This is a genomic window from Pseudomonas sp. (genome assembly GCF_035554175.1).
Classification (GTDB): domain Bacteria; phylum Pseudomonadota; class Gammaproteobacteria; order Pseudomonadales; family Pseudomonadaceae; genus Aquipseudomonas.
This window is the reverse complement of record NZ_DATMIV010000024.1, coordinates 1-24,163: the sequence shown is the minus strand read 5'-3', so window position 1 is coordinate 24,163 and position 24,163 is coordinate 1. Positions and strand designations below refer to the sequence as shown.

The 24,163-nt window shown below is 59.8% G+C and carries 19 protein-coding genes and 3 pseudogenes; 10 read left to right on the top strand and 12 right to left on the bottom strand.

Annotated elements, in window-relative coordinates; all coding sequences use genetic code 11:
- Positions 1–170 precede the first annotated feature (170 nt).
- Both VNV36_RS13335 and VNV36_RS13330 read left to right on the top strand, forming a co-directional pair.
- On the top strand, positions 171–1,355 hold the full coding sequence (locus tag VNV36_RS13335) for a colicin E3/pyocin S6 family cytotoxin (protein ID WP_325718179.1): 1,185 nt from the start codon (positions 171–173) through the stop codon (positions 1,353–1,355).
- Positions 1,352–1,579, top strand: a complete 228-nt coding sequence (locus VNV36_RS13330; RefSeq protein WP_325718178.1) for a hypothetical protein — start codon at positions 1,352–1,354, stop codon at positions 1,577–1,579. Before VNV36_RS13335 ends, VNV36_RS13330 begins: the two co-directional genes overlap by 4 nt.
- 127 nt (positions 1,580–1,706) lie before the next feature.
- On the opposite strand, the gene VNV36_RS13325 is transcribed toward VNV36_RS13330, so the two are convergent.
- The 6 genes from VNV36_RS13325 to dinG form a co-directional block, all read right to left on the bottom strand.
- A complete protein-coding gene (locus VNV36_RS13325) occupies positions 1,707–2,171 on the bottom strand; it encodes an outer membrane lipoprotein (RefSeq protein WP_016771369.1) in 465 nt (154 codons plus the stop codon).
- A 180-nt stretch (positions 2,172–2,351) separates the two neighbouring features.
- Complete coding sequence (gene pdxH, locus VNV36_RS13320; protein ID WP_325718177.1) at positions 2,352–2,999, bottom strand: pyridoxamine 5'-phosphate oxidase; 648 nt, start codon at positions 2,997–2,999, stop codon at positions 2,352–2,354.
- Positions 3,000–3,023: 24 nt separating this feature from the next.
- Positions 3,024–4,127 carry an OmpA family protein gene (locus VNV36_RS13315; protein ID WP_325718176.1) on the bottom strand — a complete coding sequence of 368 codons (1,104 nt, stop codon included), beginning with the start codon at positions 4,125–4,127 and terminating at the stop codon, positions 3,024–3,026.
- A 112-nt stretch (positions 4,128–4,239) separates the two neighbouring features.
- Positions 4,240–5,385 carry a serine hydrolase domain-containing protein gene (locus VNV36_RS13310; protein WP_325718175.1) on the bottom strand — a complete coding sequence of 382 codons (1,146 nt, stop codon included), beginning with the start codon at positions 5,383–5,385 and terminating at the stop codon, positions 4,240–4,242.
- A gap of 197 nt (positions 5,386–5,582) precedes the next feature.
- The gene (locus VNV36_RS13305; RefSeq protein WP_325718174.1) at positions 5,583–8,051 is read right to left on the bottom strand and encodes a beta-agarase; all 2,469 of its coding nucleotides are present in this window, start codon (positions 8,049–8,051) and stop codon (positions 5,583–5,585) included.
- Between the two features lie 95 nt (positions 8,052–8,146).
- Positions 8,147–10,291, bottom strand: coding sequence for an ATP-dependent DNA helicase DinG (gene dinG, locus VNV36_RS13300; RefSeq protein ID WP_325718173.1), 2,145 nt, complete (start codon positions 10,289–10,291; stop codon positions 8,147–8,149).
- A gap of 98 nt (positions 10,292–10,389) precedes the next feature.
- On the opposite strand from dinG, the gene VNV36_RS13295 reads away from it, so the two are divergent.
- Positions 10,390–10,854 (top strand): CopD family protein, encoded by a 465-nt coding sequence (locus VNV36_RS13295; protein WP_325718172.1) that lies wholly within the window; start codon positions 10,390–10,392, stop codon positions 10,852–10,854.
- 150 nt (positions 10,855–11,004) lie between these two features.
- Here the strand turns inward: VNV36_RS13295 and VNV36_RS13290 are convergent, their stop codons facing one another.
- The 4 genes from VNV36_RS13290 to VNV36_RS13275 all read right to left on the bottom strand — a co-directional run bounded on the left by VNV36_RS13290 (position 11,005) and on the right by VNV36_RS13275 (position 13,705).
- Complete coding sequence (locus VNV36_RS13290) at positions 11,005–11,763, bottom strand: collagen-like triple helix repeat-containing protein (RefSeq protein ID WP_325718171.1); 759 nt, start codon at positions 11,761–11,763, stop codon at positions 11,005–11,007.
- Positions 11,756–12,037 (bottom strand): DUF1145 domain-containing protein, encoded by a 282-nt coding sequence (locus VNV36_RS13285; protein ID WP_016771375.1) that lies wholly within the window; start codon positions 12,035–12,037, stop codon positions 11,756–11,758. The genes VNV36_RS13290 and VNV36_RS13285 overlap by 8 nt, the downstream gene beginning before the upstream one ends.
- A 160-nt stretch (positions 12,038–12,197) precedes the next feature.
- Positions 12,198–12,920 (bottom strand): PA1041 family peptidoglycan-binding anchor lipoprotein, encoded by a 723-nt coding sequence (locus tag VNV36_RS13280; RefSeq protein WP_325718170.1) that lies wholly within the window; start codon positions 12,918–12,920, stop codon positions 12,198–12,200.
- An 89-nt stretch (positions 12,921–13,009) separates the two neighbouring features.
- A complete protein-coding gene (locus VNV36_RS13275) occupies positions 13,010–13,705 on the bottom strand; it encodes a PA1041 family peptidoglycan-binding anchor lipoprotein (RefSeq protein WP_325718169.1) in 696 nt (231 codons plus the stop codon).
- Positions 13,706–13,904: 199 nt separating this feature from the next.
- On the opposite strand from VNV36_RS13275, the gene VNV36_RS13270 reads away from it, so the two are divergent.
- The 5 genes from VNV36_RS13270 (at position 13,905) to VNV36_RS13250 (ending at position 19,708) form a co-directional block, all read left to right on the top strand.
- Positions 13,905–14,402: a DUF6231 family protein gene (locus VNV36_RS13270; protein WP_325718168.1), complete on the top strand. Its 498-nt coding sequence runs from the start codon at positions 13,905–13,907 to the stop codon at positions 14,400–14,402.
- A gap of 164 nt (positions 14,403–14,566) precedes the next feature.
- Positions 14,567–15,715 (top strand): tyrosine-type recombinase/integrase, encoded by a 1,149-nt coding sequence (locus VNV36_RS13265; RefSeq protein WP_325718167.1) that lies wholly within the window; start codon positions 14,567–14,569, stop codon positions 15,713–15,715.
- On the top strand, positions 15,715–17,394 hold the full coding sequence (locus tag VNV36_RS13260; protein ID WP_325718166.1) for a site-specific integrase: 1,680 nt from the start codon (positions 15,715–15,717) through the stop codon (positions 17,392–17,394). Before VNV36_RS13265 ends, VNV36_RS13260 begins: the two co-directional genes overlap by 1 nt.
- Positions 17,391–19,280 (top strand): site-specific integrase, encoded by a 1,890-nt coding sequence (locus VNV36_RS13255; protein WP_325718165.1) that lies wholly within the window; start codon positions 17,391–17,393, stop codon positions 19,278–19,280. Before VNV36_RS13260 ends, VNV36_RS13255 begins: the two co-directional genes overlap by 4 nt.
- Positions 19,277–19,708, top strand: a complete 432-nt coding sequence (locus VNV36_RS13250; protein ID WP_325718164.1) for a TetR family transcriptional regulator — start codon at positions 19,277–19,279, stop codon at positions 19,706–19,708. Before VNV36_RS13255 ends, VNV36_RS13250 begins: the two co-directional genes overlap by 4 nt.
- A 478-nt stretch (positions 19,709–20,186) precedes the next feature.
- Here VNV36_RS13250 and VNV36_RS13245 read toward each other — a convergent pair.
- Positions 20,187–21,183 (bottom strand): annotated as a pseudogene (locus VNV36_RS13245) (MFS transporter).
- Between the two features lie 169 nt (positions 21,184–21,352).
- Here VNV36_RS13245 and VNV36_RS13240 point away from each other — a divergent pair.
- Together VNV36_RS13240 and VNV36_RS13235 are read left to right on the top strand one after the other, a co-directional pair.
- Positions 21,353–22,238, top strand: a pseudogene (locus VNV36_RS13240) (LysR family transcriptional regulator).
- A 346-nt stretch (positions 22,239–22,584) separates the two neighbouring features.
- Complete coding sequence (locus VNV36_RS13235; RefSeq protein WP_325718163.1) at positions 22,585–22,818, top strand: hypothetical protein; 234 nt, start codon at positions 22,585–22,587, stop codon at positions 22,816–22,818.
- A 702-nt stretch (positions 22,819–23,520) separates the two neighbouring features.
- On the opposite strand, the pseudogene VNV36_RS13230 reads toward VNV36_RS13235, so the two are convergent.
- Positions 23,521–23,808, bottom strand: a pseudogene (locus tag VNV36_RS13230) (DUF4113 domain-containing protein); the annotation flags it as partial.
- Positions 23,809–24,163: the final 355 nt, after the last annotated feature.

The window sequence follows — 24,163 nt, the reverse complement described above, 5'->3', positions numbered from 1 at the left end:
CGCACCCCAGCGGGAGCAAGCTCCCTCGCCACAGATTCCACGCGCCACAGTTACGCAGCGAACAATCCCCACGTCATTAGCGACGCGTCCTACAGCCACAATTTTCCCGCTTCGATAACGTCGTGCAGCCCCCTTCGAGGGGCTGTCGATGGTGAACGAAGGGACGATCAGTGGCGCGGAACAAGGACATTCCCCGGGTGCAAAACCCACCGGAGGGCGACGGGCATCATGTTACCTGGCGGTATATGACGGCCGCTGAACTGGCCGAACGCGAAGCCGGGCAAAATGCTTACGACGCGATGCTGGCGCGGCAGGAAGCTTTCGAGCGCAGCCGGGAAGTGGCGGCGAAAAAACCTGAAGCCGTGCGTGCCGGCTGTGTATTCGCCAAATCCTGCAAGTTGCCGGATGCGATCATCGATTACAGCAATCCTTCCGGCATGGTGCCTACCGACAGCCTGAAGGATTACGGCGATCTGATCCTGCTCGGCGCTCGCGAAGCCGACGAAAGCGGCGGCATTCCTCTCAAGAAAATCAGCGCCAATGCCATCCCGGTCGGGTTCGGCAGTCTGGCCCTGGCAGGCTCGGCTTTCGAAGCGTTGCCCGCCCTCGTATCGAGTGCAGCCGCTGCACCTTTGGTGGGCTTGGTTGCGCTTTTGATGCCATCAAGCATGGGCGACAGCGCGCTCTACACCGATGAGCAACTGAGCACACTCAAACAAGCCCGAACCCGCGTGCGCCTGCGCGTCGAGCAACAGGCCGATGGCACGCTCAAGGGTTACGGTTTCTACACCGGCAAGAACCGCAATTGGGAAATGGTCGATGTCGTGCAATTCATCGCACGCGGCGACCGGTTCGTTGCGGATCTGGGGGAAGGCATCGAACTGCTCTGGACCCCGGCGGTGGATGGCTCGGACATCCTCGGCATTCCAGCGCTGGAGGCTGCCCCGCAGGCACCGCATATCTGGGTGTATCCGCCGACGAAGGCGGCGGACGGAATACTGGTGAATCCGGTTTATCCGCCGGAGTATCGGGATTTTATATTGGTCTTCCCTGCGGGAGCAGGCATGAGGCCGCTCTATATAGTGGCCAGTATTTCGCAGGGAAATTACCATCAAAAACCCAAAAATTTGCCTGCATATCCGGATGCTCGATGGGCTACCCCAAAAACACCAATAAAGGGTGGCGGAGGATTACGGCCACGCTGGAAAGACAGAGAGGGAATAATTTACGAATGGGATTTCCGACATGGCGCCATTGAGAAATATACAAAGCGTGGAAGGCATCTCGGGGAATACAACCATGAAACAGGCGAACAAACGAAACCAGCAGATCCTACAAGAAGGATAGAACCGTGAAGCATCGAATCATGGGCGTAGTAAAAGGTGACGATTCTGCTGTATTTGAGCAAGCGCTCTCCATCCCCACATCCAATTTGAAAGTCATTATGGGTTGGAGTACGGAAGAAGACCCTCTTTACGATTACAAGCTGACGGAGCAACAGATCACTGATATTGAACAAGCATGCGCCGTAAAACTGCCTCGACACCTTGACCTATATCTATCTACTGAAGACCAATGACTCAGGTAATACAGGGGCCTCGAATACTTCATGGGAACCTGCGCCAGATACTGACGGACCAAGTCACAAGCAAAGAAAAACCCCGACCAGTCACCTGATCGGGGTTTCCTTTTACCCGGTTTCCCGCTTAGTGCGAAACGCGGCTGGTTCCGCCAACGGTTGAAATCCGTACCCGCTCGCCAACGCGGAAAACTTCATTTTCCTGAACCTGCTGGACGTAGGCGCGCATGCTGCCGTCGTCTTCGCGGACGGTGATTTCCACGCCCTGGGTGCGGGTCAGGCCTTCTTCGGTGGCCGAGCCGAGCAGGCCGCCCGCGACTGCGCCGATGACCGCAGCAACGATGCTGCCCTTGCCGCCGCCGATGGCGCTGCCGCCGACGCCGCCGACCACTGCGCCTGCTGCGCCGCCGATCGGGGTTTTGGTGCCTTCGATTTTTACCGGTCGCAGGGATTCGATGGTGCCCATGCGAATCGTCTGCACCCGACGCGCTTCGTCACGGGAGTAGGAGTCGCCGGTGAGGCTCGATTGGCAGCCGGTCAGCAACATCGCCATCGTGGAAAAGGAAGCAACCAGCAGAACAGACTTACGCATAGCATCAACTCCAAAAGAACATGTGTTCATTAAACTCCGTGGCCTGGCGTCTGTCACGACACCATTCGGATAAAATTGGCTTCCATTCAGGCTGGGTACAGATGCCTGCGAGCGTCCACCTGAGGTAGCGCCAAAACACCGATCCTGCGCCATCACCCTTTATCTCGCTCGGTAGACTGTTCAGGGTGCCAGACGTTCAAGAATCCACTCGGCGCCCTGCACGCGGTAGTTGAGGCGATCATGCAGGCGGCTCGGACGGCCCTGCCAGAACTCGATGCGCTCGGGCAATAAACGATAACCGCCCCAATGTTCCGGGCAGTGCGGCTGGGTGTCGCTGAAGCGTTGCTCGGTGGCCTTGAGCAAATCTTCCAGTTCGCCACGACCGTTGATCACCCGGCTCTGCGGTGACGCCCACGCGCCGAGGCGGCTACCCAGCGGACGCACCTGGTAGTACGCATCGGATTCTTGGGGAGCGACCTTCATCACCCGCCCCTCGATGCGCACCTGACGCTCCAGGGTCGGCCAGAAAAAGGTCATGGCGGCAAACGGATTGGCCGCCAGCTGCTGGCCCTTGGCGCTGTCGTAGTTGGTGAAGAAGGTGAAGCCCTGCTCGTCCAGGCCCTTGAGCAACAGAATGCGGCAATGCGGACGGCCGTCTGCATCGACCGTGGCCAGGGTCATGGCATTGGCTTCCACCGGCGCCTGCTCGGTTTTCACCGCATCGGCAAACCACTGGTGAAACAGCGCAAACGGCTCGGCCGGGGCTTGCGCCTCGGTCAGACCGTCGCGGGTGTAGTCGCGACGCATATCGGCCAGAGCCTGGGTCATGGCAGAGTCCTTTTCGTTAGCGGATCATTTCTTGGCGGCGTCGGCGGCGGCGACTTTCTTGTCGGTCGCGGCGGCTTTGGCAGGCGCAGGCTTTTTCGCCGCAGCCTTGGCCGGCGCCTTCTTGGCTGGTGCCTTGGCAGCGGCTTTTTTGGCGGGAGCCTTTTTCGCGGCCGGGGCAGCAGCTTTCTTCGCGACAGGCGCCGGAGTGGCCGGTTTGGCCACTGGCTTGACGTCTTGCGCCGCGACCATGGTCACCGGCTTCGGTGCCGGCATGTTGTATTTGCTCAGCAGCGCGACCATGGTGTTTTGCGGAGTCACCAACAGTTCGACTCGGCGGTTCAAGGCGCGCCCCTCAACACTGTCGTTGGCCGCACGCGGCGCTTCGGAACCCATGCCGCGCAGCATCAGGCGATCACGCTGCAAGCCGCTGAGGCGGAAGATCGCCGCCACCGATTGCGCACGTTCCTGGCTCAACTTGATGTTGGCCGGAGCGGCACCGCTGGTGTCGCTGTGACCGAGCACCAGCACGGCGGTTTTCGGGTCGGCTTCGAGGATTTTCGCTACGCGGGTGAACGGGCCGAGCGTGACCGGCAGCAGCATCGCCGGGCGGTCCGGGTTGAACGAGCCTTCCACCGGCGCCGTTACCACCAGCACGTTGTCGCGACGCTCGAGTTGCAGATTGCTGTCCTTCACCGCTTCACGCAGGCGCGGTTCGTAGTCGTCGAGCCAGGCTTGAGTCACCTTCGGATCGGGCATCGGCACGGCTTTGGCGGTTGGCTGATCCTTACCGCCGAACGGCCACCACCATTTACCGTTGGACTCGGCCTCGGCTTTGGCCACCTCGACCGGTTTGGCTTCAGGTTTGACCTCGGCTTTCAAATCAGCCTTGACCGCTTCGTCGCTGGAACCGAACGGCCAGTACCACGGGTTGCTGCTCTCGGCCTTGGCCACTGGCGCAGTCGCCGCCGGTTTCAACGGAGCGGGAGCCGGAGCCGGCTCCTTGGCTGCGACTTTGTCGGAAGAACCGAACGGCCACCAGCTACCGCCGTCCGCATCGTTTTTCGGAGTCTGTGCGCAACCGGTGATCGCTACACACAGGGCCAGGGCGAGGGTCTTTTTAGATGACATTGAAAATCCACAAATTAAGTAATGAAAAATCAGAGCATTTTCGCCCGGATAAACAGCCGTTTTGAATCGAAAATCCCTTCGAGGTTCCGACCCTGGAACCTGCGCTGAAGCTTTACAGACAAGTGGCAAGCACCCGCGCCAGCTTTTGCGCACGCGGATCCATCAAAACGTAAGGTCCCAAGGTGTTTGTCACGAAACCGAACGCGACATCGTGCTCGGGATCAGCAAAACCGATCGAACCGCCCGCCCCAGGATGGCCGAATGCGCGCGAGCCGAGGCCGTAGGTGGCGTTGGCCACGTCCGGCTGATCGAGCATGCAGCCGAGGCCGAAACGGGTGCGGGTCAGCAAGGTCTTGTCGTCGCCGAGGCTGTGCTCGCGGGTCAGCTCTGCCAGCATTTCGCTCTCGAGCAGGCTGCCGTCGAGCAGGCCGGCATAGAACCCGGCGAGGCTGCGCGCATTGCCATGGCCGTTGGCCGCCGGTTGCTGCATGCGTCGCCATTCCGGCTTGTTGGTGCTGGTCAGCACCGACGGCGGATTGGTGAAAGCTCGGGTGGTCATGGCGGTCGGTTCACGCATGGTCACTTGCAGCAGGCGCTGAGCCGCCGCATCGCCAGCGTTGCCCTTGCCACGGGCAATGTGCGCGACGCGATGAAATTCTTCGTCGGCCAGGCCCACATGGAAATCCAGTCCCAGGGGCTTGGCGACGCGAGCGACGATGGATTCGCCCGGCCCACGCCCGTCAGCTCGGCGCAGCAACTCACCGATCAACCAACCGTAAGTGATCGCGGCATAACCGTGAGCGGTCCCCGGCGTCCACCATGGCGCTTCGGCCGCAAGGGCGTCGACCATGGTTTGCCAGTCGTAAAGGGCTTCAGGGGCGAGCAGTTCGCGCAGAGCGGGCAAGCCGGCCTGATGGCAGAGCAATTGGCGCAGGGTTACCGATTCTTTGCCGGCGGCCGAGAATTCCGGCCAGTAACGGGCAACCGGGGCGTCCAGTTGCAATTTGCCTTCGGCCACCAGTTGCAGCGCGGTGACGGCGGTGAAAGTTTTGGTGCAGGAGAACAGGTTGGCGATGGTATCGCTGTGCCAAGCCTCGGTGCCGTCCTTGTCGGCGGTACCGGACCAGAGATCGAGGACGGTTTCTCCACCGACCTTTATGCACAGGGCTGCGCCGCGTTCCTGGGGATCGTCGAACAGTGCGGCGAAAGCCTCGCGCACCGCTTCGAATTGAAGCTCGTAATGTCCCTGAATCTGCACCCGCAACTCCCCCGCGAAAACGCTCTACAAAGTGGCCCGCATTGTTCCAGCCCTTGAAGGATTTGGGAACAGGCGCGGGCCAGACGGTTAAAAGCCCAATCAAAAGATCGCAGCCTTCGGCAGCTCCCACAGAGACCGCAATCCCCTGTAGGAGCTGACGAGTGCAACGAGGCTGCGATCTTTCAAGGATTCACGCCTTAATGACCATTCCCCGAATGCCCACCCGCTTGCGCAGCCCCCGGCGCTTTGCCAGCCTCGGCCTTGCGTCCGCCTTCAGCCTCGGCAACCGGCGCTTTCTGCGCCTCCTTGCCAAGCTGCTCAACCGCCTGCAGATTGCTTTTGCGCACCGCCTCGACAAACCCCTGATACGGCAGATCGGTGACCCCGACCAAACCGAAATGGCCGTTCTCACCGTCGAGCAAGCGCCCGGTCACCGGTTGGTCGAGATACTGGAACCAGTGCACACCGACAATCGACGGTTCGCTCAACGCCTGTTTGAGGAAGTTGGCATAGGCAGGGCCGCGATCCTCTTCTTTGGCCAACTGCGTCACGCCGCCCCAGAACGGGCCACGGTCACTCGAGCCGAAATTGAATTCGGTGATCAGCACCGGTTTGTCCAGCGCCGCCAGCGCGGCGAAGTCGTAACCGTCCTGCGGCTTGAGCGTGTACATGTTGAAACTCAACACATCGCAATACTGTGCGCAGGACGCCACGGCCTCAGGGCTGCTGATGGCGAAGCGACCGCCGAGCAGCATCTGGTTCGGCGCATGCCACTTCAGCGAATCGGAAATGGTCTTGAAATAGGTGTCGGCGAAGACCTTCTGGAAGTATCTGAAATCCGCTTCGATCTCCGGATGCTCAGGATTGGGCAGCGGCGGCACGAAGCCCGGGTCTTCCATCAATTCCCAAGCCGGCAGCTCAATGCCCCAAGCCTTCGACAGCCCGGCCTGATTGCGGTACTTGTCGCGCAGTTGTTTGAGAAACGCGCGTTTGGCCGGCACGTCAGTGGTCATTTTCAAGGTGCCGTAAGCCAGCGCGTAGCGGGCCTTTGGATCGTCACCGGGGCCGGCCCAGGCCAGTTCGTTGTCGGCGTAGTAACCGATCAGCCACGGATCGTCGCGGTGATCGCGGGCGGCAATGGCCACGGCGCGCTCGGTGGCCATGGCGAATCGCGGGTCGAACGGATCCGGCATGCCGCCCCACCAATCGTTGCCGGTGCTGATGCTGGCGTAATCGCCCACGATCGACAGCGGCAAGGTATACGGCACGCGTTCGGCATCCGCCAGCGACGCCGCGCTCCAGTTGCCGACAGTGTTGAAGCCCCAGGCTTGCAGACGATCGAGGGTGTGTCGGGTCCAGCGCGCTTCATCAAACGTGGCTTTGCACGGAGCGGCGTTCTCGCTGGACGCTTGCACCGCGTCGGTCTGCGCCGCTTCGGCGATCCCCGACTTCGGCTCGGCAGGCACCGCTGCAGATTCAGTAGCCTGAACCGAACTGGCCTCAACTGCGCCGGCCTTCGCCGCTTCGGCGATCCCGGCCTTGTTGTCGCTGTCCGGCTTGCACGGTTCGCCATAGAGGCGTTGCAGGTTGGCGCCATAGAAGTCGTACCAGCGGCCATTGCCGTAGCCACGGCCCTGATCGGCGCCATTGCCGCCCCGGTTGTCGCCTTCGCCAAAGTGTTTGGCCAGCGGGTCGTCGTTCTTTGGCAACGATTCGAACATGTATTCGCGCCCGGCCACGTAGGTCTGGTTGACCTGCGCGCTGACCGTGTTGACGCCCAGCGAGTAGAACGGGTGGCCTTCAGGCGTCACCAGATACCAGCGGCCGTCACGTTTTTCCGTGCGAAAGAAACCGCTGGCCTTGAACGCCGGGCCCTTGTTCCAGCCGCCGAATTTGTCCAGCGAGGACTTCTCGCGCTCGGCGAGCCATGTGTTCAGTTGTTGCTGTTCTCTGCTGGCGGCGCTTTTCAGTTGCTCATCGCTGCTGACTTTTTCCGGCCATTTGCTGCGGGTCGACTGCCCGTAAGCGTCGACCAGATTGCCGTACACCGCCTGCGTCACCGATTCGCCGTCCTGCACGCCGAAACGTTCGAGCAACAGGCTCTGCGCTACTTTCGGCTGATCCATCGACAGACTCACCGAAACCACCTGGCTGCGATCGATCTCGCCACTGCTGCTGGCCAGCAGGATGCGCTGGCCATCGACGCTCATCGGCATCGGCGGCCCGGCCTTCATGCCCTGACTCAGCGGCGTAGTGGCCACCAGCGGTACCAGCAAGGTTTGCGCAGGGCCTGCCGGCAGGTCGACGCGGCTGACCAGGGTGCGGCCGTCATTGCTCTGGATCTGCACATAGAGCGTCACCGCCCAGTTCATCGCACTCTGCAGACGCAGGGTCATCATGTCGGACTGCGACCAATCCCAGGCGCCGGTCTGCGGCGTCAGGCGCAAGGTCGGTTTGGCGACAGGGTTGAATGTCACCCGTCGCAGCACTTCGCCTTCCGGGGTCTGTTCGGCATTGGCCTGCGGCAGATCGGCATTTTCCGTGACGACCTTGACCACGTCGGCTGGGCGCACGAAGTTGAACAGCGTCTGCTGGCCAGCGGGCGCGGCCAGCAACGGCGCGGCGAAGATCAAGGCGAAAACAGCGGGCAACGAACGACGGATCATAAGAACGGAGTTCTCCCTAACGACCAGTCAAGGCCAGTGGAAAAGCGGTGACAGAGAGATAGACAACGCGGCGGGCCAAACGGCCCACCGGGGTCTCAGGATATTTCACGCCGGAAAGGAGGCAACGCATTGAGGATCGCCTTGCCGTAGCGCTGGGTGACCAGGCGCCGGTCAAGCAAGGTGATGGTGCCCCGGTCTTCTTCGGTGCGCAGCAGACGGCCGCAAGCCTGAACCAGTTTCAGCGAGGCATCGGGCACGGAGATTTCCATGAACGGATTGCCGCCGCGCGCTTCGATCCATTCCGACAACGCGGCCTCGACTGGATCGTCCGGCACCGAGAACGGAATCTTGGCGATCACCACGTGCTCGCAATACGCCCCCGGCAGGTCGACGCCTTCGGCAAAACTGGCCAGCCCGAACAGCACGCTGGAATCGCCGCCATCGACCCGCGCCTTGTGCTTGTTCAGGGTTTCCTGTTTCGACAGGTTGCCTTGAATGAACACTTGTTTGCGCCAGTCGCGGTCGAGGCCGTCGAATACGTCCTGCATCTGCTTGCGCGACGAGAACAGCACCAGCGTGCCACGGGAACCTTCGACCAGATCCGGCAGTTCCCGAATGATCGCCGCCGTATGAGCAGCAGCATCGCGCGGATCGGCTTTCAGATCCGGCACCCGCAATACGCCAGCATCGGCATGATGGAACGGGCTCGGCACCACTGCCGTGACGGCTTTTTTCGGCAGACCGGCGCGCATGCGGAAACGGTCGAAGGTGCCCAGTGCCGTCAGCGTCGCCGAGGTCACCAGACAGCCGTAAGCGACGTTCCACAAGCTGCGGCGCAAGGTTTCCGCCGCCAGAATAGGGCTGGCGTTGACCTCGATGTCGAACAGCGAACCGCTCTCGGCGAGCGTCAGCCAGCGTGCCATGGGCGGGCTGTCTTCCGGGTCTTCGGCGGTGAACGCGGTCCACAACTCCCAGTTGCCGGAAGCGCGGGACAACAGGCTGCCGAACAGCGGATACCATTCTTCGGCCTGATTGCTGGCGATGCCGATATTGACCTCGCCATCCATGCCTTCCTTGAGCAGGTCGGTCAGACGTTGAAACAGATCGTTCAGACGGGAAAAGCCCTTCTTCAGCTCGATGCCCATCTCACGCATGTGCTCGGGAATCACCCCGCCGACGAAGCGATGACGCGGGCGCTCGCGGCCTTCTACGTCTTCGCCGGGTTTGAAATCGGCGATCTGCTCGCACGCGGTGAACATGAACTGCTGCTGGGTCTTGATCTCCCGCGCCAGCTCCGGCACCTGCTCGATCAGCTTGCCGAGATCGCCCGGCAGCGGATGCTGGGCGAGCAGTTTGGTCAGGTTCTTGGCGGTGGTCTCCAGCCAGTCAGCGGTAGAGCGCAGCCGCGTGTAATGGGCGAAGTGGCCGATGGCCTTGTCCGGCAGGTGGTGACCTTCGTCGAACACGTAAATGGTGTCGCGCGGGTCCGGCAGCACGGCGCCGCCGCCCAATGCGAGGTCAGCCAGGACCATGTCGTGGTTGGTGACGATCACGTCGACCTTGCCCATGCCTTCGCGGGCCTTGTAGAAAGCGCACTGGCCGAAGTTGGGGCAATGGCGGTTGGTGCACTGGCTGTGATCAGTGGTCAGGCGTGCCCAGTCGGCGTCTTCCAGCGCGCTCGGCCAGCTGTCGCGGTCACCGTCCCACTTATTGCCGGCGAGCTTCTCGATCATGCTGGTAAACAGCTTCTGACTGGCCTCGTCAACCTCGATCTTGAAGCCTTCTTCTTCGAACAACTGCGCTGTGGCGGTTTGCGCGTGCCCCTCCTGCAACAGCATGTCGAGCTTGGACAGGCACATGTAGCGGCCACGGCCTTTGGCCAGGGCGAAGCTGAAATTCAGCCCGCTGTTGCGCATAAGATCAGGCAAATCCTTGTAGACGATTTGCTCCTGCAGGGCGACGGTCGCGGTGGCAATCACCAGACGCTTGCCGGCCAGTTTCGCCGTGGGGATCGCCGCCAGGCTGTAGGCCACAGTCTTGCCGGTACCGGTGCCGGCTTCCACTGCGACAATCGCGGGGTCGCCACTGCGCCGGCCTTCGTCGTCAGTGTCGATATCGCCGAGCACCTTGGCGATTTCGGCGATCATCAGGCGCTGGCCATAACGCGGCTTGAGGCTCTTGGCCTCTAGAAAACGCGAATAGGCGCCCTGGATCGTGGTTTTGAGTTCAGTGCTGATCATTGAATGTCGGGCGCAGAAACGCTGGATAAATTTTCAGTGGTTTGATTCGGCGGCTATCATACCCCGCTAATCGATCCTGCGCAGAACGGAGTGCCCGAATGACACCTTTTAGCCTCGTTTACCCCCTGCATGTCCTTGCCGCTTTGGTGTGGGTCGGCGGTATGTTTTTCGCCTGGATGGTCTTGCGCCCTGCGGCTGTGAAGGCTCTGGACGGCCCCGCTCGGCTGACCCTGTGGGTGGAAGTGTTTCAAGGTTTTTTCCGTTGGGTCTGGGTGGCGGTGATCCTGTTACCGATCAGCGGTGTGGGCATGTTGCATCTGCAGCAGGTCGGCTTCGAGACCGCGCCGAAGTATGTGCAGGTGATGATCGGTTTGTATGTGGTGATGACGGCGCTGTTTATCCGGATTCAGGGGTTGATGCTGCCGGAGTTGCACAAGGCGGTTGAGGCGAAGGATTGGCCGGCGGGTGCGGCGGTGCTGGGGCGGATCCGGCGGGTGGTGGGGCTTAATCTGCTTGTCGGGTTGGTGCTGGTGGCGGTGGCGGCGGCTCGGCCGATGTTCTGAGGTGGCGAGGGAGCTTGCTTGCGCTGGGGCGCGCAGCGGCCCTTGATCCAGGCACCGCGTTTTCTCTGGCAAACGCGACAGCTGATTCGGGGTCGCTGCGCAACCCAGCGGGAGCAAGCTCCCTCGCCACAATGGGAAAAGCGTTGTTCTTCAGAGGCGTTGCACGGTAACCGAGCCCGCCGCTCCCACCGGTCCCGGCTGACCATCCGCCCCGGCCTTGCCGCTTTTGCCGCCATCGGCGCGGTACACCAGGCAGCCCTTGGACTTGCCGCCCTTGCCGGCCTTGCCGCCGACACCCGCCGGGCCACCCGCGCCGCCGGCCACGTTGACCTTGATCAGCTCAACCGGGAAGTCCCGTGGCACGGCAAGGCGCACCAGCGCACCCGGCGCGCCCGGCTGGCCATCGCTGCCGTCACTGCCATCGGCGCCGTGGCCGGCCGAGCCATAGGTGCAGCCCGGATCTTCACCGTTGCCGCCGTCGAGGCCGACGAAACCCGGCGCGCCAGTGCCTCCACGGGCATCGACGGTCAGTTGCGGCGCTCTCAGCGCCTGAAATTGCAGGTTCAGATTGCGCCCGGCCCGGGCGGCTTTTTCGTAAGTACCGGGGGCGCCGCGTGCGGTGATCTGGCTGCCATCGCTCAGCTCGGCGCGCTTGACCCGCATCTCCAGCGCCTGTTCAGCCGGGACGATGGCGATGCGCGCTTCATGGCCCAGACGCAACTCATCGATGTTCAGTTCGGTGACGTTCGAGGGGATCAGCAAAGTCCCGTAATCGGCCACTTCCAGCTTCTCCAGCTGCAAAACACTGGTGGTATTGGGCAAGCGCATCAGCGAGTTGCTTTGCACGTTGACCACCTGGGCACAGGCCAGTGGACTGATGAATGCAGCGAGCAGGCAGAGTTTACGCATGGGAAGAAGCCTCCGGAGCGGCCGGGGCCGGGATGGTTTGCAGGTGGAAAACGCCGAACAACAGAATGCGGCCACGGTCACGCCAGGGGTGCGGACGACCCTTGAGGCTGCGGTTGCACAGCAGCACTTCGAGCAGATGAATCAGCAACAACAGAGCGCCGGCCAGATTGACCAGCAGATGCAGCGGATGGACAAACGGTACCAGCTGGTTGGCCAGCACTACGCAGCAGAACAGCAGGGTCAGCAAACGCCCCAGCCCCCAGAACACCTTCATACGCTCCCCCGTGTTGCGAATTATTCTTTGCACGCACAGTACCGGCTTCTGCGGGGGATAAGCCAGAGGGAAAAATGAAATTTCTACAAACACCGGGTAAAAGGCTGCCGAGCCGATGATTTCGGCCCGGCAGCTCTAGCCTGCGGACTACAGACCTTTCCTAGCGATTGATGTGCAGCTCCACGCGGCGATTTTGCGCGCGGCCTTCGTCGCTGGCGTTATCGGCCACCGGTTCACTTTCCCCCCGGCCTTCGCTCGTGAGTTTGCTCGGCGCCAACCCCTGACTGAGCAAGTACGCCGCGACACTGCTCGCGCGCCGTTCGGACAATGCCTGGTTATAGGCGTCGGAGCCTTTGCTGTCGGTATGCCCGACGACTTTGATACTGACCACATCGGCACTGCGCAGCTTGTCCATCAAGGTGTCGAGCTGGGCTCTTGCCGCCGGAGTCAGGTCGGACTTGTCGAAATCGAACAGCACGTTGCCGGCATCACTCAAGGTGATCACCTCGGTTTGCGGCGCCGGTTCGACCGGTTTCACTGCGACTGGATATTGCGGCCGCGGACATCCGCGGTGATCGACTTCGATGTTTTCCGGGGTGTCCGGGCAACGGTCGCGGCGGTCGAACACCCCGTCGCTGTCCTCATCGCCATCCTGGGCGTAACAGATCAGGCCTCCGGTGACGATGCCCAGCGCCGCGCCGCCGCCGGCCCAGCCCGCGCTTTCAAGAGCGCCGAGACCGCCGCCGACCAAGCCGCCAAGCAGGCTGCAGATCGGCCACGTACGTTGATTGAGGGGGGCGGTGCCATCGCTGTGAGTGGCACAACCGGTGAGCAAACTGCCAAGCAGCAGCACCGGCAAGACGGACCTTGAGAAAACACGCATTTGTGAACGCTCCTGTGTACCGGCCCATACCGGTTACACAGGAGTAAAGACCCGCATCCGCGACTGCACAAGCCGCGGATGCGAGAGGTCTAGCGGACGATTTTGATTTCGGTGCGACGGTTCTGCGCGCGACCGTCGGCCGACTTGTTGTCAGCGACAGGCTGGCTTTCCCCAAGGCCCGACACCGAGACGAAGCTGGCGCGTGGCACGCCCTGCTGAATCAGATATTCCACCACCGAGTGCGCACGACGATCCGACAATTTCTTGTTGTAGGCATCGCTGCCGACACTGTCGGTGTGACCGGTCACGGTCAGCTGCGCGGTGGAGGATTCCTGTTTCAGGCGCGTGGCGACCTTGTCCAGCACTTGCTTGTCGGGGCCGGTCAGCGTGGCTTTGTCGAACTCGAAGTGCACATCACGAATGACGATGGTTTCCTCTTTGACCACAACCGCTTCTTCGACCACTGGCGCAGGCGTTGGTGGCGGGCAACCGTCCGCGTCGACCTGCACGCCTTTTGGCGTGCCCGGGCACTTGTCGCGACTGTCCGGCACGCCATCGCCGTCTTCATCGCCATCACCTTTCACCCAGCAATAGGCCGCTGCCGTGCCGCCGACCAGCAGCGCACCATAGCCGGCCCAGGAGGCGCTTTCCGTCGCGCCGAGACCGGCACCGACCACTCCACCGACCGCCGCACAGGTCGGCCAGTCGGTTTTCTGCAAACCTGCACAACCAGTCAACACACTGGTTAGCAGAACCAAGGGTAATGCTGTCCGAACTATGCTCATCTAGTTTTCTCCTGAGGGATCGGCTTAAAACCGATTCAGGGAGTAAAGACCGGAGTTTTAATCTCCGCCAGCAATAGGCCAGCGCTGTTTGCGACCGTGTTCACAGGGGTTTGCCACTTTTCGCCTGAACCGGCGCTACAGCACGCTTTGCCGCTGCAGTCCGGCAGGCTAGTCTTGGCGGTCTGACTGAGGAGCTTCGATGAACATCGCCATTTCTTCGCGCACGCCGCAACAGGCGTTGGCCGCTTTGCTGGATCGCTACGCCCCGGCCCGACTGTTGCTGATCGGCGCCAGCGAGTTTCCGGCATTGAGCGCTTTCAAGGATGCTCACCCTGGCACAGTCGTGGCCCACGCCGCGCCCGGCCCGTTGCCCGCTGATCTGGCCGCGCAACGCTTCGATCTGGCGCTGGTGGTCGATTGCCTGGAACATTTGCCCAAGCGCGATGGCCTGAACCTGTTGGGCGGCATCCGCAATCTCAACGCCAGTCGCATTGCGGTGCTGGCGGATCTTGCGGCCAGTGGCTGGCAGCAAACCGATTTCTATTCGCTGGCGCTGCAGGCCAGCGAGCGTTTCCAGCGTGACGAGCAGGTGCTGACCCTGTTCACCTACGATCTGCTTGACTACAAACAAGTCCCCGACTGGCTCAATTCACGTTTCTGGGCCAATCCGGAAAAATTCGGGAAATACTGGTGGTGATGCGATGATCTGACACCTTGCAACCGTTAGCTCCCAATTGTATTAGATGGCGGCCCCTTGCAAATCTATAGCCTGAGCTGGTGATTAGGGGGCGATCTAATGACCCTGAATCTGTGAAGGCAGACTGAAGGGAATGGGTCTCTGATCAATGTGGGGGATGGTAGATGGAGCTTGTGAGCGCTACAAAAGACTTTGTGATCGTTGGGCAACCCTACCCGGGATTCCCCATTCTTCTGTGGGACTCGATGGAGAGTTGTGCCCCCGCCAATCAATTTTTTCGCCATTACTTACTTCGCGGGGCAATAGGGTCAAAACGCTCCTGGCCAAGTACTGGACGCGCTCTTTATGACTTTTTCAGCTTCCTCCAAGCGCACGAACTGGACTGGCGCGACGTAGATCGAAGTGAGGCCAAGAGTCTTGTGGCTGCCTACCGAGACTATTGCATGAACACGTGCTGTCTGGCTTTGAACACTACACGCCAGCGACTGACGTACATCTGTAAGTTCTACGAATTCGCCCTAGATAATGGCTGGGTGAAGCGCCTGCCGTTCGGTCATGAAGAGCGGACCGTAAAGCGTGAACTGGGCTTCCTTGCGCATGTCGATGCCCATGGCGGTCAGGTGATGGCAAACGATGTGATGCCGCGTTCCCGCAAGATCCTGCCCAAATTTCTAAACATGGCCGAGATCAAGTCTCTCCTGGCCGCAGCGGAGAATCCTCATCACAGGATGATGATTCGCCTTGCGTTACATACAGGGTTGCGCCGCGAGGAAATCGCTGCCTTCCCGCTTGCATATGTCTTCGACCCAGACAAGGCTGGACGAGCCGTACGCAACCTCCGCATTCGACTTGACCCGTCCGACGGCAGCGGTATGGTGACTAAAGGCAGCAAGCCTCGAGATATTTACCTTAGCAGCAAGTTCATGGCTGAACTCTATAACTATGTGACAAAAATCCGCGGCGAGCGCGCCTCGCTAAGCAAGACTTCACAAAACGCCTTGCTCCTTAACCAGTCCGGTAAACCCTATGGTAACGATGGCAAGAGCCTCAACCGGATCATCAGCGAGACCGGCAAGCGGGCTGGAATCAAGGTCCACACGCACATGCTCCGTCACACCTATGCAACCCAAACCCTAATTAACCTCCAGCGTACTCCTGACAGAGGTCTGGAGCCTCTGGTCTTCATTCAGCGACAACTCGGCCACAGTTCGATTCAGACAACCATGGTGTACCTGCATCTGGTCAATGAAATGGCCGACAAGGCGGTGCTGGCGTATGACGATGAATTGAACGCACTGGCAGGTGCTGCTTGATGGGCAAACGCAAGATATTTACGAAGACCGATCTCAATGTCCCGCAAGTCGAGCACAGTCAGGATATGGCAGGTAATGAGGTGATTCTGCCAGAGGTGATTCCGCCGACTAATACAAAAATCGCGTTCGGGCGGAACGCCACCACGGCCCGTAATTTCGATTTTGCCCGCTGGTATGGCGCTGACATCGATCCCATCACCTATGCTTGCCAGCGCCAGATCGAACACTTCCTCTCACAAGGGAACGCCGTAGTCGCGAAGAGCACGGTGAGTGCTTACTGCAGGGAAGGATTGCGCTCTTTTCTAGATTACTGCTTGCTGCGGGCGACGGCATTTGGCCGAGAATTAGCGTTGGCCGATATAACCCGGGACCTGATCGATGGTTATCTCGGCCATCTTGCCGGGACAGGCATGGCAACTACCTCTCAGAAAAGCACCTACGCGAAGACTAAGTCCGTACTGCTCGCTTTGGGGCGGCGTGGACTGGTCCATCTGCTTACCTCCGGCGATGACGCGACCTTCCCATATAATCCCTTTCCAAACATCAACCGCAAGGCCAAGGGCGAGGTGGCGCTGTCTAAGCGCGAACAGGGAGCTTTAACGGTGGCGCTGCGACAGGCCATCAAGCCGATTTGGAATGATGATGTAAATATAACCAGTGAACTTCTAAGCATTATCCTGCTGCTCGTGGCACTGCACACTGGGCGCAATACCACGCCACTGGTGGAAATGGGCCGCGACTGCCTGCGCTCGCACCCTAAGGACAACACCGTGTTCCTGGTGCTATGGAAACGACGCGGTTACAACTCCAGCAAGGTAGCCCTCCGCGCCGCGTCAGACGCCGAACGCCTTTTGGAATCCACGCCCAGCGTGAGAACCAACCTAGAACGGCTGATCCGTCGCGTGATGGCTCTCACCGAGCCTTTGGATGCAGAAGCACCGGTCGACCTCAAAGGCCGCGTGTGGCTGTATCGCTCTCGTGCCTGGAAAAACGCCGGCGAAGTCCATGCCTTGAATTCTGCATCGTTGAGCGAAGCAGCAAGAAATTTTGTAGCTCGCTATAACCTGACAGACATCGACGGAAAGCCACTGCGCATTAACATCCCACGCCTACGCAAGACCTTCGCCAACCGCATCTTCGAGCTGACCGATGGCGATTTGGTAACCACTGCCGCGGCTCTCGGCAATAGCACTCGCGTAACCGACCAAAACTATCTGGCGCCCGGTGAAATTGCCCGTCGCAACTGGCAGTTCATGGGCGAGTTACTGGTGCAGGAGCTACTAACCCAAACCATTGGAGCGACCTATAAAAATACCCCAATGGGCCGCTGCGCCGACCCGGTGAACGGCCACTACGCCCCGAAGCGCGAGGGTGCGACCTGCATGAACTTCATGAATTGCCTGCGGTGCAGTCACTATGCGGTAACCGCCGAGGATCTGTATAAACTGTTCAGTTTCTACTTCCGCGTACTGACCGAGCGCTCGCGTATGGATAAGCGGCGCTGGGCACGAGAGTACGCTCATATCCCCCGCTTAATAGACCACTTCATCATTGCCGAGGGCCTTCGTCGCGGCACGTTCAAGACAGCCGTCGTGGAGGCCGCCCGTGAACGTGCCCGCACCCTGCCGCATCCGTTCTGGTCAGTTGATCTGATTGACAATCTTGAGGTTTTTGCATGAGCGAGCACACCTTGGTGGCGACAACCTGCGCCCTCTTTTCAGCCCAGCCTGGTGATGTGCGTGGGCTCTCTGAGTCCGAGCGCGACACCCTAATTGTCAGCACCACTCAGATCAATGGAAAGTGGGTCATCCTTAGCCGCTACGGCGATAATATTTGGCAACTCGATGGGTGCATCAGCAACGTGGAGATGAGCAAGAAACGGCTGGACTTCAACAAACTACCGTCGGCATTTCTAGAAGTGATGAAAGCAGCATTGTACCGCTACCTACGACGTGGCCTCAGAGGCGGCGTGCGCCCTAAAGGCGGCTCTATGAGACGCTTATTCCACGATGCACAGCCATTCTTAAGCCATTTGCAGTCGCTTAAGCTCGATCACATTTCCGCGGCGAACCCAATGGTCTGCGGGACCTATGTGAACGCAAGCAAGGCGTATCGACAAACCAGTCGATCCAAGGGTAAGCCCCTTTCGCAAAATGCAATAAGAACACGTTTCAAAGCCGTCGAAGCGCTCTATGAACTCAGCCAATACACCGACGACCGGATGCCGGCGCATCCATGGCCGGAGACTTCAGCATCGGCATTGGCAGGGCTCACCGGCCGTGGATTTAATTACGACAGCAAAACGCATCTGATTCCCGATGATGTGTTCTGCGTTCTGTTCGAGCGAGCCTACCAGCAAGTTGAAAGCGGTCAGCACCTGCTTGACCTCCGAGATGCATTGGATACTCTAACGACGCATCGAAAAGGGCAACTTACCAGTGCCGTCTATGTCGCTATGAATGTTCAACTTTGCGCTCTTGGTTGGGAGGGCGGTCTGAATTCATTCACTAAGGCATTACTCGATCTGCGGACTTCTTGTTACATCGTTGTAGCCAGCACCTCCGGCTGTCGTAATCACGAGCTTACCAACCTACAGTCAGGCGCACACCACCGCACAGAGGACGATGAAGGCACCCAATACCACTGGATGCGCTCTCGCTCGGAAAAAACCGATACTGGTGTGCATGACTGGATGATCCCCGAAGTCGCTGTGCGCGCCCTGCGCGTGCTAGAGCGCTGGGCCGCGCCCTATCAGGCCAAGATTGCCGCCGAAATCATGCAGCGTAGACGCGCCAATCCATATGATCCGCAGATAGTAGAGGCACAGAAACACCGCCATGCGCTCTTTCTCGCTGTTGATCGAAAAAATAATCTGGCACGCACGCTTAGCAACAAAAATTGGAATGGGCGCCTTAAAGCATTCACGAAAAATTGCGGTCTGAGTTGGAATCTCACTACTCATCAGTTCCGCCGCAAGTTCGCCAACTACGTCGCGCACAGCCGTTTCGGCGACCTGCGCTACCTCAAGGAGCATTTCGCGCACTGGTCGCTGGACATGACGTTGAGCTACGCCATGGATGATACCTGGGGACAACATCTGGACCTTGAACTGTACGACGTTATTCAGGGAGAGGTGGAAGACATAAAACTCGGCGTCGTGGACAAATGGCTAGATGACGCCCCCCTGGCCGGTGGCTATGGTATCGCGCTGAAAAAGTGGCAGCGAGAGCCACAGAACCTGCTGATTTTCAAGGATCATGCCTCGATGCTGAAGTCCATTAGTGAGAGTACCGCAATCCGGAGCAATGGCCACGCCTGGTGCACGGCGGACAATGATGGTTGCGTCGGCAACACCCTTGAACGTACCCGCTGTGGCAACTGCAACCATGCCGTGATAGGACGCGGTCATGCGCCCATTTACCAACAACTCTACGATGATCTGAAAGGGCTGCTGCATTGCACAGACATTGGCGAGGGCGGCCGCCAGCGCGTTGAGCGCAACCTGAATCGCTGCCGTGACGTACTGGCACAGTTGGGAATGGACCCGGAGACTCTAATCGCATGAAACTCAAAGATAAGGCGACCAACTACAAACCTGCCGAGGATCGGATGAAGGATCTGAAACTCGCCCTCCTCCGACTCCAGAAGGGGCGCGCCCGCCCTGGGGAATCCAAGATTAGCATCGCGGCGGTCGCCCGTGAGGCGGGCGTATCAGCGGCGCTAATTCACAACCACTATCCGCGAATTGCCGAGGCTATCCGAGAGGCTCAAGGTCGCTCAAGTCGTGCCATGCGTGATGTGAAACAACAAGACTTGATTGTGGAACGCAAAAAGTCTGCAGCGTACCGCCAGGAGATCGAAGAGCTACAGACCAAGCTCGCCAGTCTTGCTTCCATCAACGAAGTACTGATAGACGAGAATCGTGTGCTCAAAGCTAAGATGAACGGCAGCAAAGTGGTCGATCTGGCCTCAAGGAAACCGTATGGTAAGTAGATTCCGCTTTTCTGATCAGTTGTCCTTGCCTCCACCGATTTGTTGTGTGGACTGCTCGATCTGGATTACGGCGATGACCAGCGAGTGCCTATCTTGCGTTGCATGAGTAAATTCTTGGTGTTGTTCATCCCGGTTGTCGCACCTACGTGAATAAACCGGCCCTTCGATCGTTGAGCACTGAGATAATTAGTAAACCGGCATCCATTTCGATCCGGGGGCCGCGTGGATCTGAGCACCGAGCTTGCATAGTGTCGACTACTCACAACGCAACCTGTCTACATGCTCAATGAGCGTAAGCGTCCTGCAAACACGGCTTGGCGAGTCAATAACACATGTCTCCAGCGTGGGCACGGAGAACTCCGGGTAGCGTTCCATTGGGGTGATGAAACCGAAGATGAGCCGAGCCTTCCCCGCTGGATACCCGCGTATAGCCGATGCTATGTGCGGTCGAGGGGCCGAGAGCCTGTCCCAATCGGATTCATGCCGCGGCTCCCACTTCTTCATGCGCACGTGATCGACCCAGCAAGGCGAACACTAGCAGCGCAGTCAGTGCCGAAGATGCAGCCAGGATGTACAAGACCCAGCGGAATGCCCGGTCGTAGGTCGCCAGCAGCAAGGCGCGCTCGCCGCAGACAAGGGCACTGGCATGCGCCAGATCGCCGAGCGCGGCGCGATTGGCGGCCTCGATCACAATGGCTGGATCGGCCGCGGCTAAAGTGCCGAGCAATCCGCCCTGAATTAAGAACGCCAGCATCGCGCCCGCCACCGCGATGGCAATCCCATCGGCCGAAACACGCACGCAGTTGAAGATGCCGGTCGCCATACCTGCACGTTCTGTCTCCACCACGCTCACGGCCATGCCATCCATCAGCCCCCAAGGCAGGCCAATGCCTGCGCCGATCAGCGCCAGCGGCGCTACCAAGCGCAGGGCCGGCCCCGCCGGACAACACCTGACGCACCCAGACCAGTCCGGCCGCCACCAGCAGCCAGCCTGCCGCCAGCGGCCCGAAGGCCAGGCCGATGCCAAACGTGGTGCCGAGCAGGCTGAACACACGTGTACGGATCGGGCCGTGGAAGGTCTGTGCCAGCGAGGACATGGCGCCCGCGAAGGCGGCTGCGCCGCCCAGCCCTTGCGCCAGGCGCAGCCCGTCGATCCAGCCGACCGTCGGCGCCAGCGGGATTAAGAACGTCATCAGCACGAATAGCGCCAGGCCGACCAGCCACACGCGCTTGCGGCCATAGGTGTCGGTCAGGCTGCCGGCCGCCATCATGGCGCTACCGTAGGTCAGGATGTAGCCGTTGACCACCCAGTTCAGTTGCACCGCCGTCCCGCCCAATTCCTGACTGATGGACGGCAGCACGACGGCCGGCCCGGTGAAGCACAGCGGGATCAGGATGCCGGTAAGGCAGGCGGCAAGCAGTTGCAGCCAGTCGCGTCCGGTGGTACCGCTTGTGGCGGTCAGGGTTTGTGTCATGGGGAACATCCGCAAAGAGTCATTAGAGGGTCAGGCAGGCGGGCCATATCTCGAAAGCCAATACAGCCGCATCCAACCTGTGCAGCCGTCAGCGTAAGTGCGGGCTCGATTAAGAAAAATGGGCTAAGGTTCCGAACATATCGGACAAATTTTCTTAGAACGGTGAAGAATGGACTCCCTCAATGGCATCGCGTTCTTCGTGCAGGCGGCGGAAGCCCGTAGCTTTTCGGAAGCCGGGCGCGTGCTCGGCGTCTCGTCTTCCGCCGTGGGCAAGAGCGTGGCCCGGCCGGAGGAGCGGCTGGGCGTGCGCCTGCTCCACCGCAGCACGCGCAGTATCACGCTGACCGCCGAGTGCACGCTGTTCCTGGAGCGTTGCCGGCGAATCCTCTGCGAGGTCGAGGCGGCGGAATTGGAACTGTCGAAACCCGGCAGGCGCCCCAAGGCAAGCTGCGCGTGAGCATGCCGCTGTCAGCAGCTTGGTCATGCCGGCGCTGACGGCCTTCATGCACCGCTACCCCGCCATCGAACTGGACGTGGATTTCTCGGATCGGCTGGTCGATGTAATCGAGGACGGATTCGATGTCGTCATTCGCACCGGAGAACCGACTGATTCCCGGTTGATGCCCCGTGCACTGGGCACCTTCAAGCTGCTGCTAGTTGCCTCGCCCCGGTACTTCGCCGCGCGCGGCACTCCGCGCGTGCCCGCCGACCTGGCGGGCCACGCTGGCCTGCAACATAAGTTCCCGAGTACCGGCAAGTTCGAGTCGTGGCCCTTGTGCAGGCCGGAGGGCGAGGCAGAACCCGTCCTCTTGGCCTCGATGATATGCAACACCACCGAGGCCCTGATTCACGTCGCCCGCGATGGCCTTGGAATCGCCTGCCTGCCGGACTTCATGGTGCGTGATGCCATTGCGGCCGGCGAACTGGTGACGGTGCTGGACGACTTCAACCAGCATCAGGGCACCTTCCGCATGCTTTGGCCATCGAGTAAGCACCGGGCGCCGAAGCTGCGTGCGTTCATCGACTTCATGGGCACGGAGCTTTTCAAAACCTAATCCAGACTGGGCCACGTAGGCGCCGATGCCCATCACCTGCGCCTATCCAGGCACTCCGACGCGATGCGCTGACGCCTGCCGCGTCTGCTAAAGCATCAGTGCGATCCCCAGGCCCACGGCAACCGTCAGCGTGCCAGTATTAGTTACGCTTGGTGACTTCAAAGCAGACATCGCAAAGCTTTTACAGTCGTCTCCTGTCATATACGTCTGCGAACAAAGCCCTGAAGGGGTATATGTTGTCCAATTGGATAAGTCCAAGCACCTTGTTGTCGACGATAAGCATGGGCTAGCCGTATCACTTGGAGATCTAACCGCAAAGGTTAAACCGTCACGGGATGGCGGACGCATGGAACTACGCTTTCGCGCAGTAAAGCTTGACGTGTATGGAAGCGGTGACCAAGCCCAGGTGAGCTCTGAGCATGGGAAAGGGATAGTGTTTAAAGAAGGTGTCAAAGTCGTGCTGATTTTCGGCGCTGAAACGCCTATCGAGTCTGGCCTGACCAGCGTATTGAACAGTGAAATCAGTAGTGTTGCGAAATGGCGAGGCGGTGTCTTGAAATTCAAATCTTCTTCGCAATAGGCTTCCCTCCCCCGAGCCCCAAAGAAGAATCTTCTCGGCGTTACCTAGTTTCTTCACCGGCAAGACCGATCACGAGGCATCTTTGCCGCATAGCACGCCCCGAGATCGCCGGGGCGTGAAGCTGGTTAGGTCCTCTCTCCTTCGTACCCCTCTAGAACATCAACAACCCCTGCCTCTGCGAGTCGCTCACCCAACAACGATTGGCCATGAGTCGTGGTCCGCGAAGGATCAGGGCCCCATGATCAACTGCGTCTTTGAACCAGTGCTCAGTGATCTCCGATTCGGTGAAACACCCACCGACAACAATGCCATCGGCTTCGACAGCAACGGATGCCTCGTCGGTTTGAAGCGGTGCTGAGTGTGCTGTTACGGCTGTGAACCCTTTGGGTAACTCGAACTGGTGCTGCTGGTTGCGCATTGTTTCTACCTCGTTTTCTTGGACGCGGAAATGTCGTCCCATGAGATCCTCGCACGACCAAAAAAAATGCAAGCCAGTCGTCTGCTCGCAAAAATGTAACAACCTTTAATTTCGAAAGTAGTGAGGCAGCTCGTAGATTCTGAAGACTGGTCCGTAGGTGAATACCCGCGAGGCTGCGAAAACCCGAAGCGCCCCCCAGATGTGAAATAGCCCCGTCTTACGAGGCTAGTGGTGCAGCTGTATATCGCCGTTAAGATCAGAGGGGAACCTAGGACGCGGAGCAGCTATTGGCAATGGATCTGCCAGAGCTGATCAAGCCGGGTGGTGTAGCTCCGGCTCATCAAGTCACGGCGCATAGCCCATTCGGGCGACGCGGGCACGCTGGCAAGGCGTAAGGTGCCTCGACCCCAACGGCCATTTACCGCATCGAGCACCGACATGACTTTGCTGGCATCCTTGGCTTGCGAGTGGGCAAACAAATCCTCGGTGAATTCACTTGGCTGGCACAGGCTCAGCAGCATGACCTCCGCCCTGCTGTACTGGTAACCTGGCCTAAAGCTCCGCTCCACTGCGTGCAGCGTGTGAACCATTTTTTTGACTTGTTATCCACTGCGGTTAACGGAGTAAAAACTATCACATGTAAACAGTCTTTTTGCCGACTCAGCCGTTCCGCCCTTCCCAACCTGCCATCGCCCGCTTAGCAAGGTTTGTTTTATGTGTATATGCTGAGAGGTGTGATTCAGACTTTCACTCAGGTACGGAACTGTCGATGACCACCACCGCTCAGACGACAATTGCCAGCCTTTGCGCTGCCACGCCGACGGTCTCGGTGCGGGACAACCGCGGCCTGAGCGTGCGCAGTCTGCAGTTCAACCGCACCCTGGCCGACACTCCGGCGCAGTTGCTGATCACCCAGCAGCGCTATAC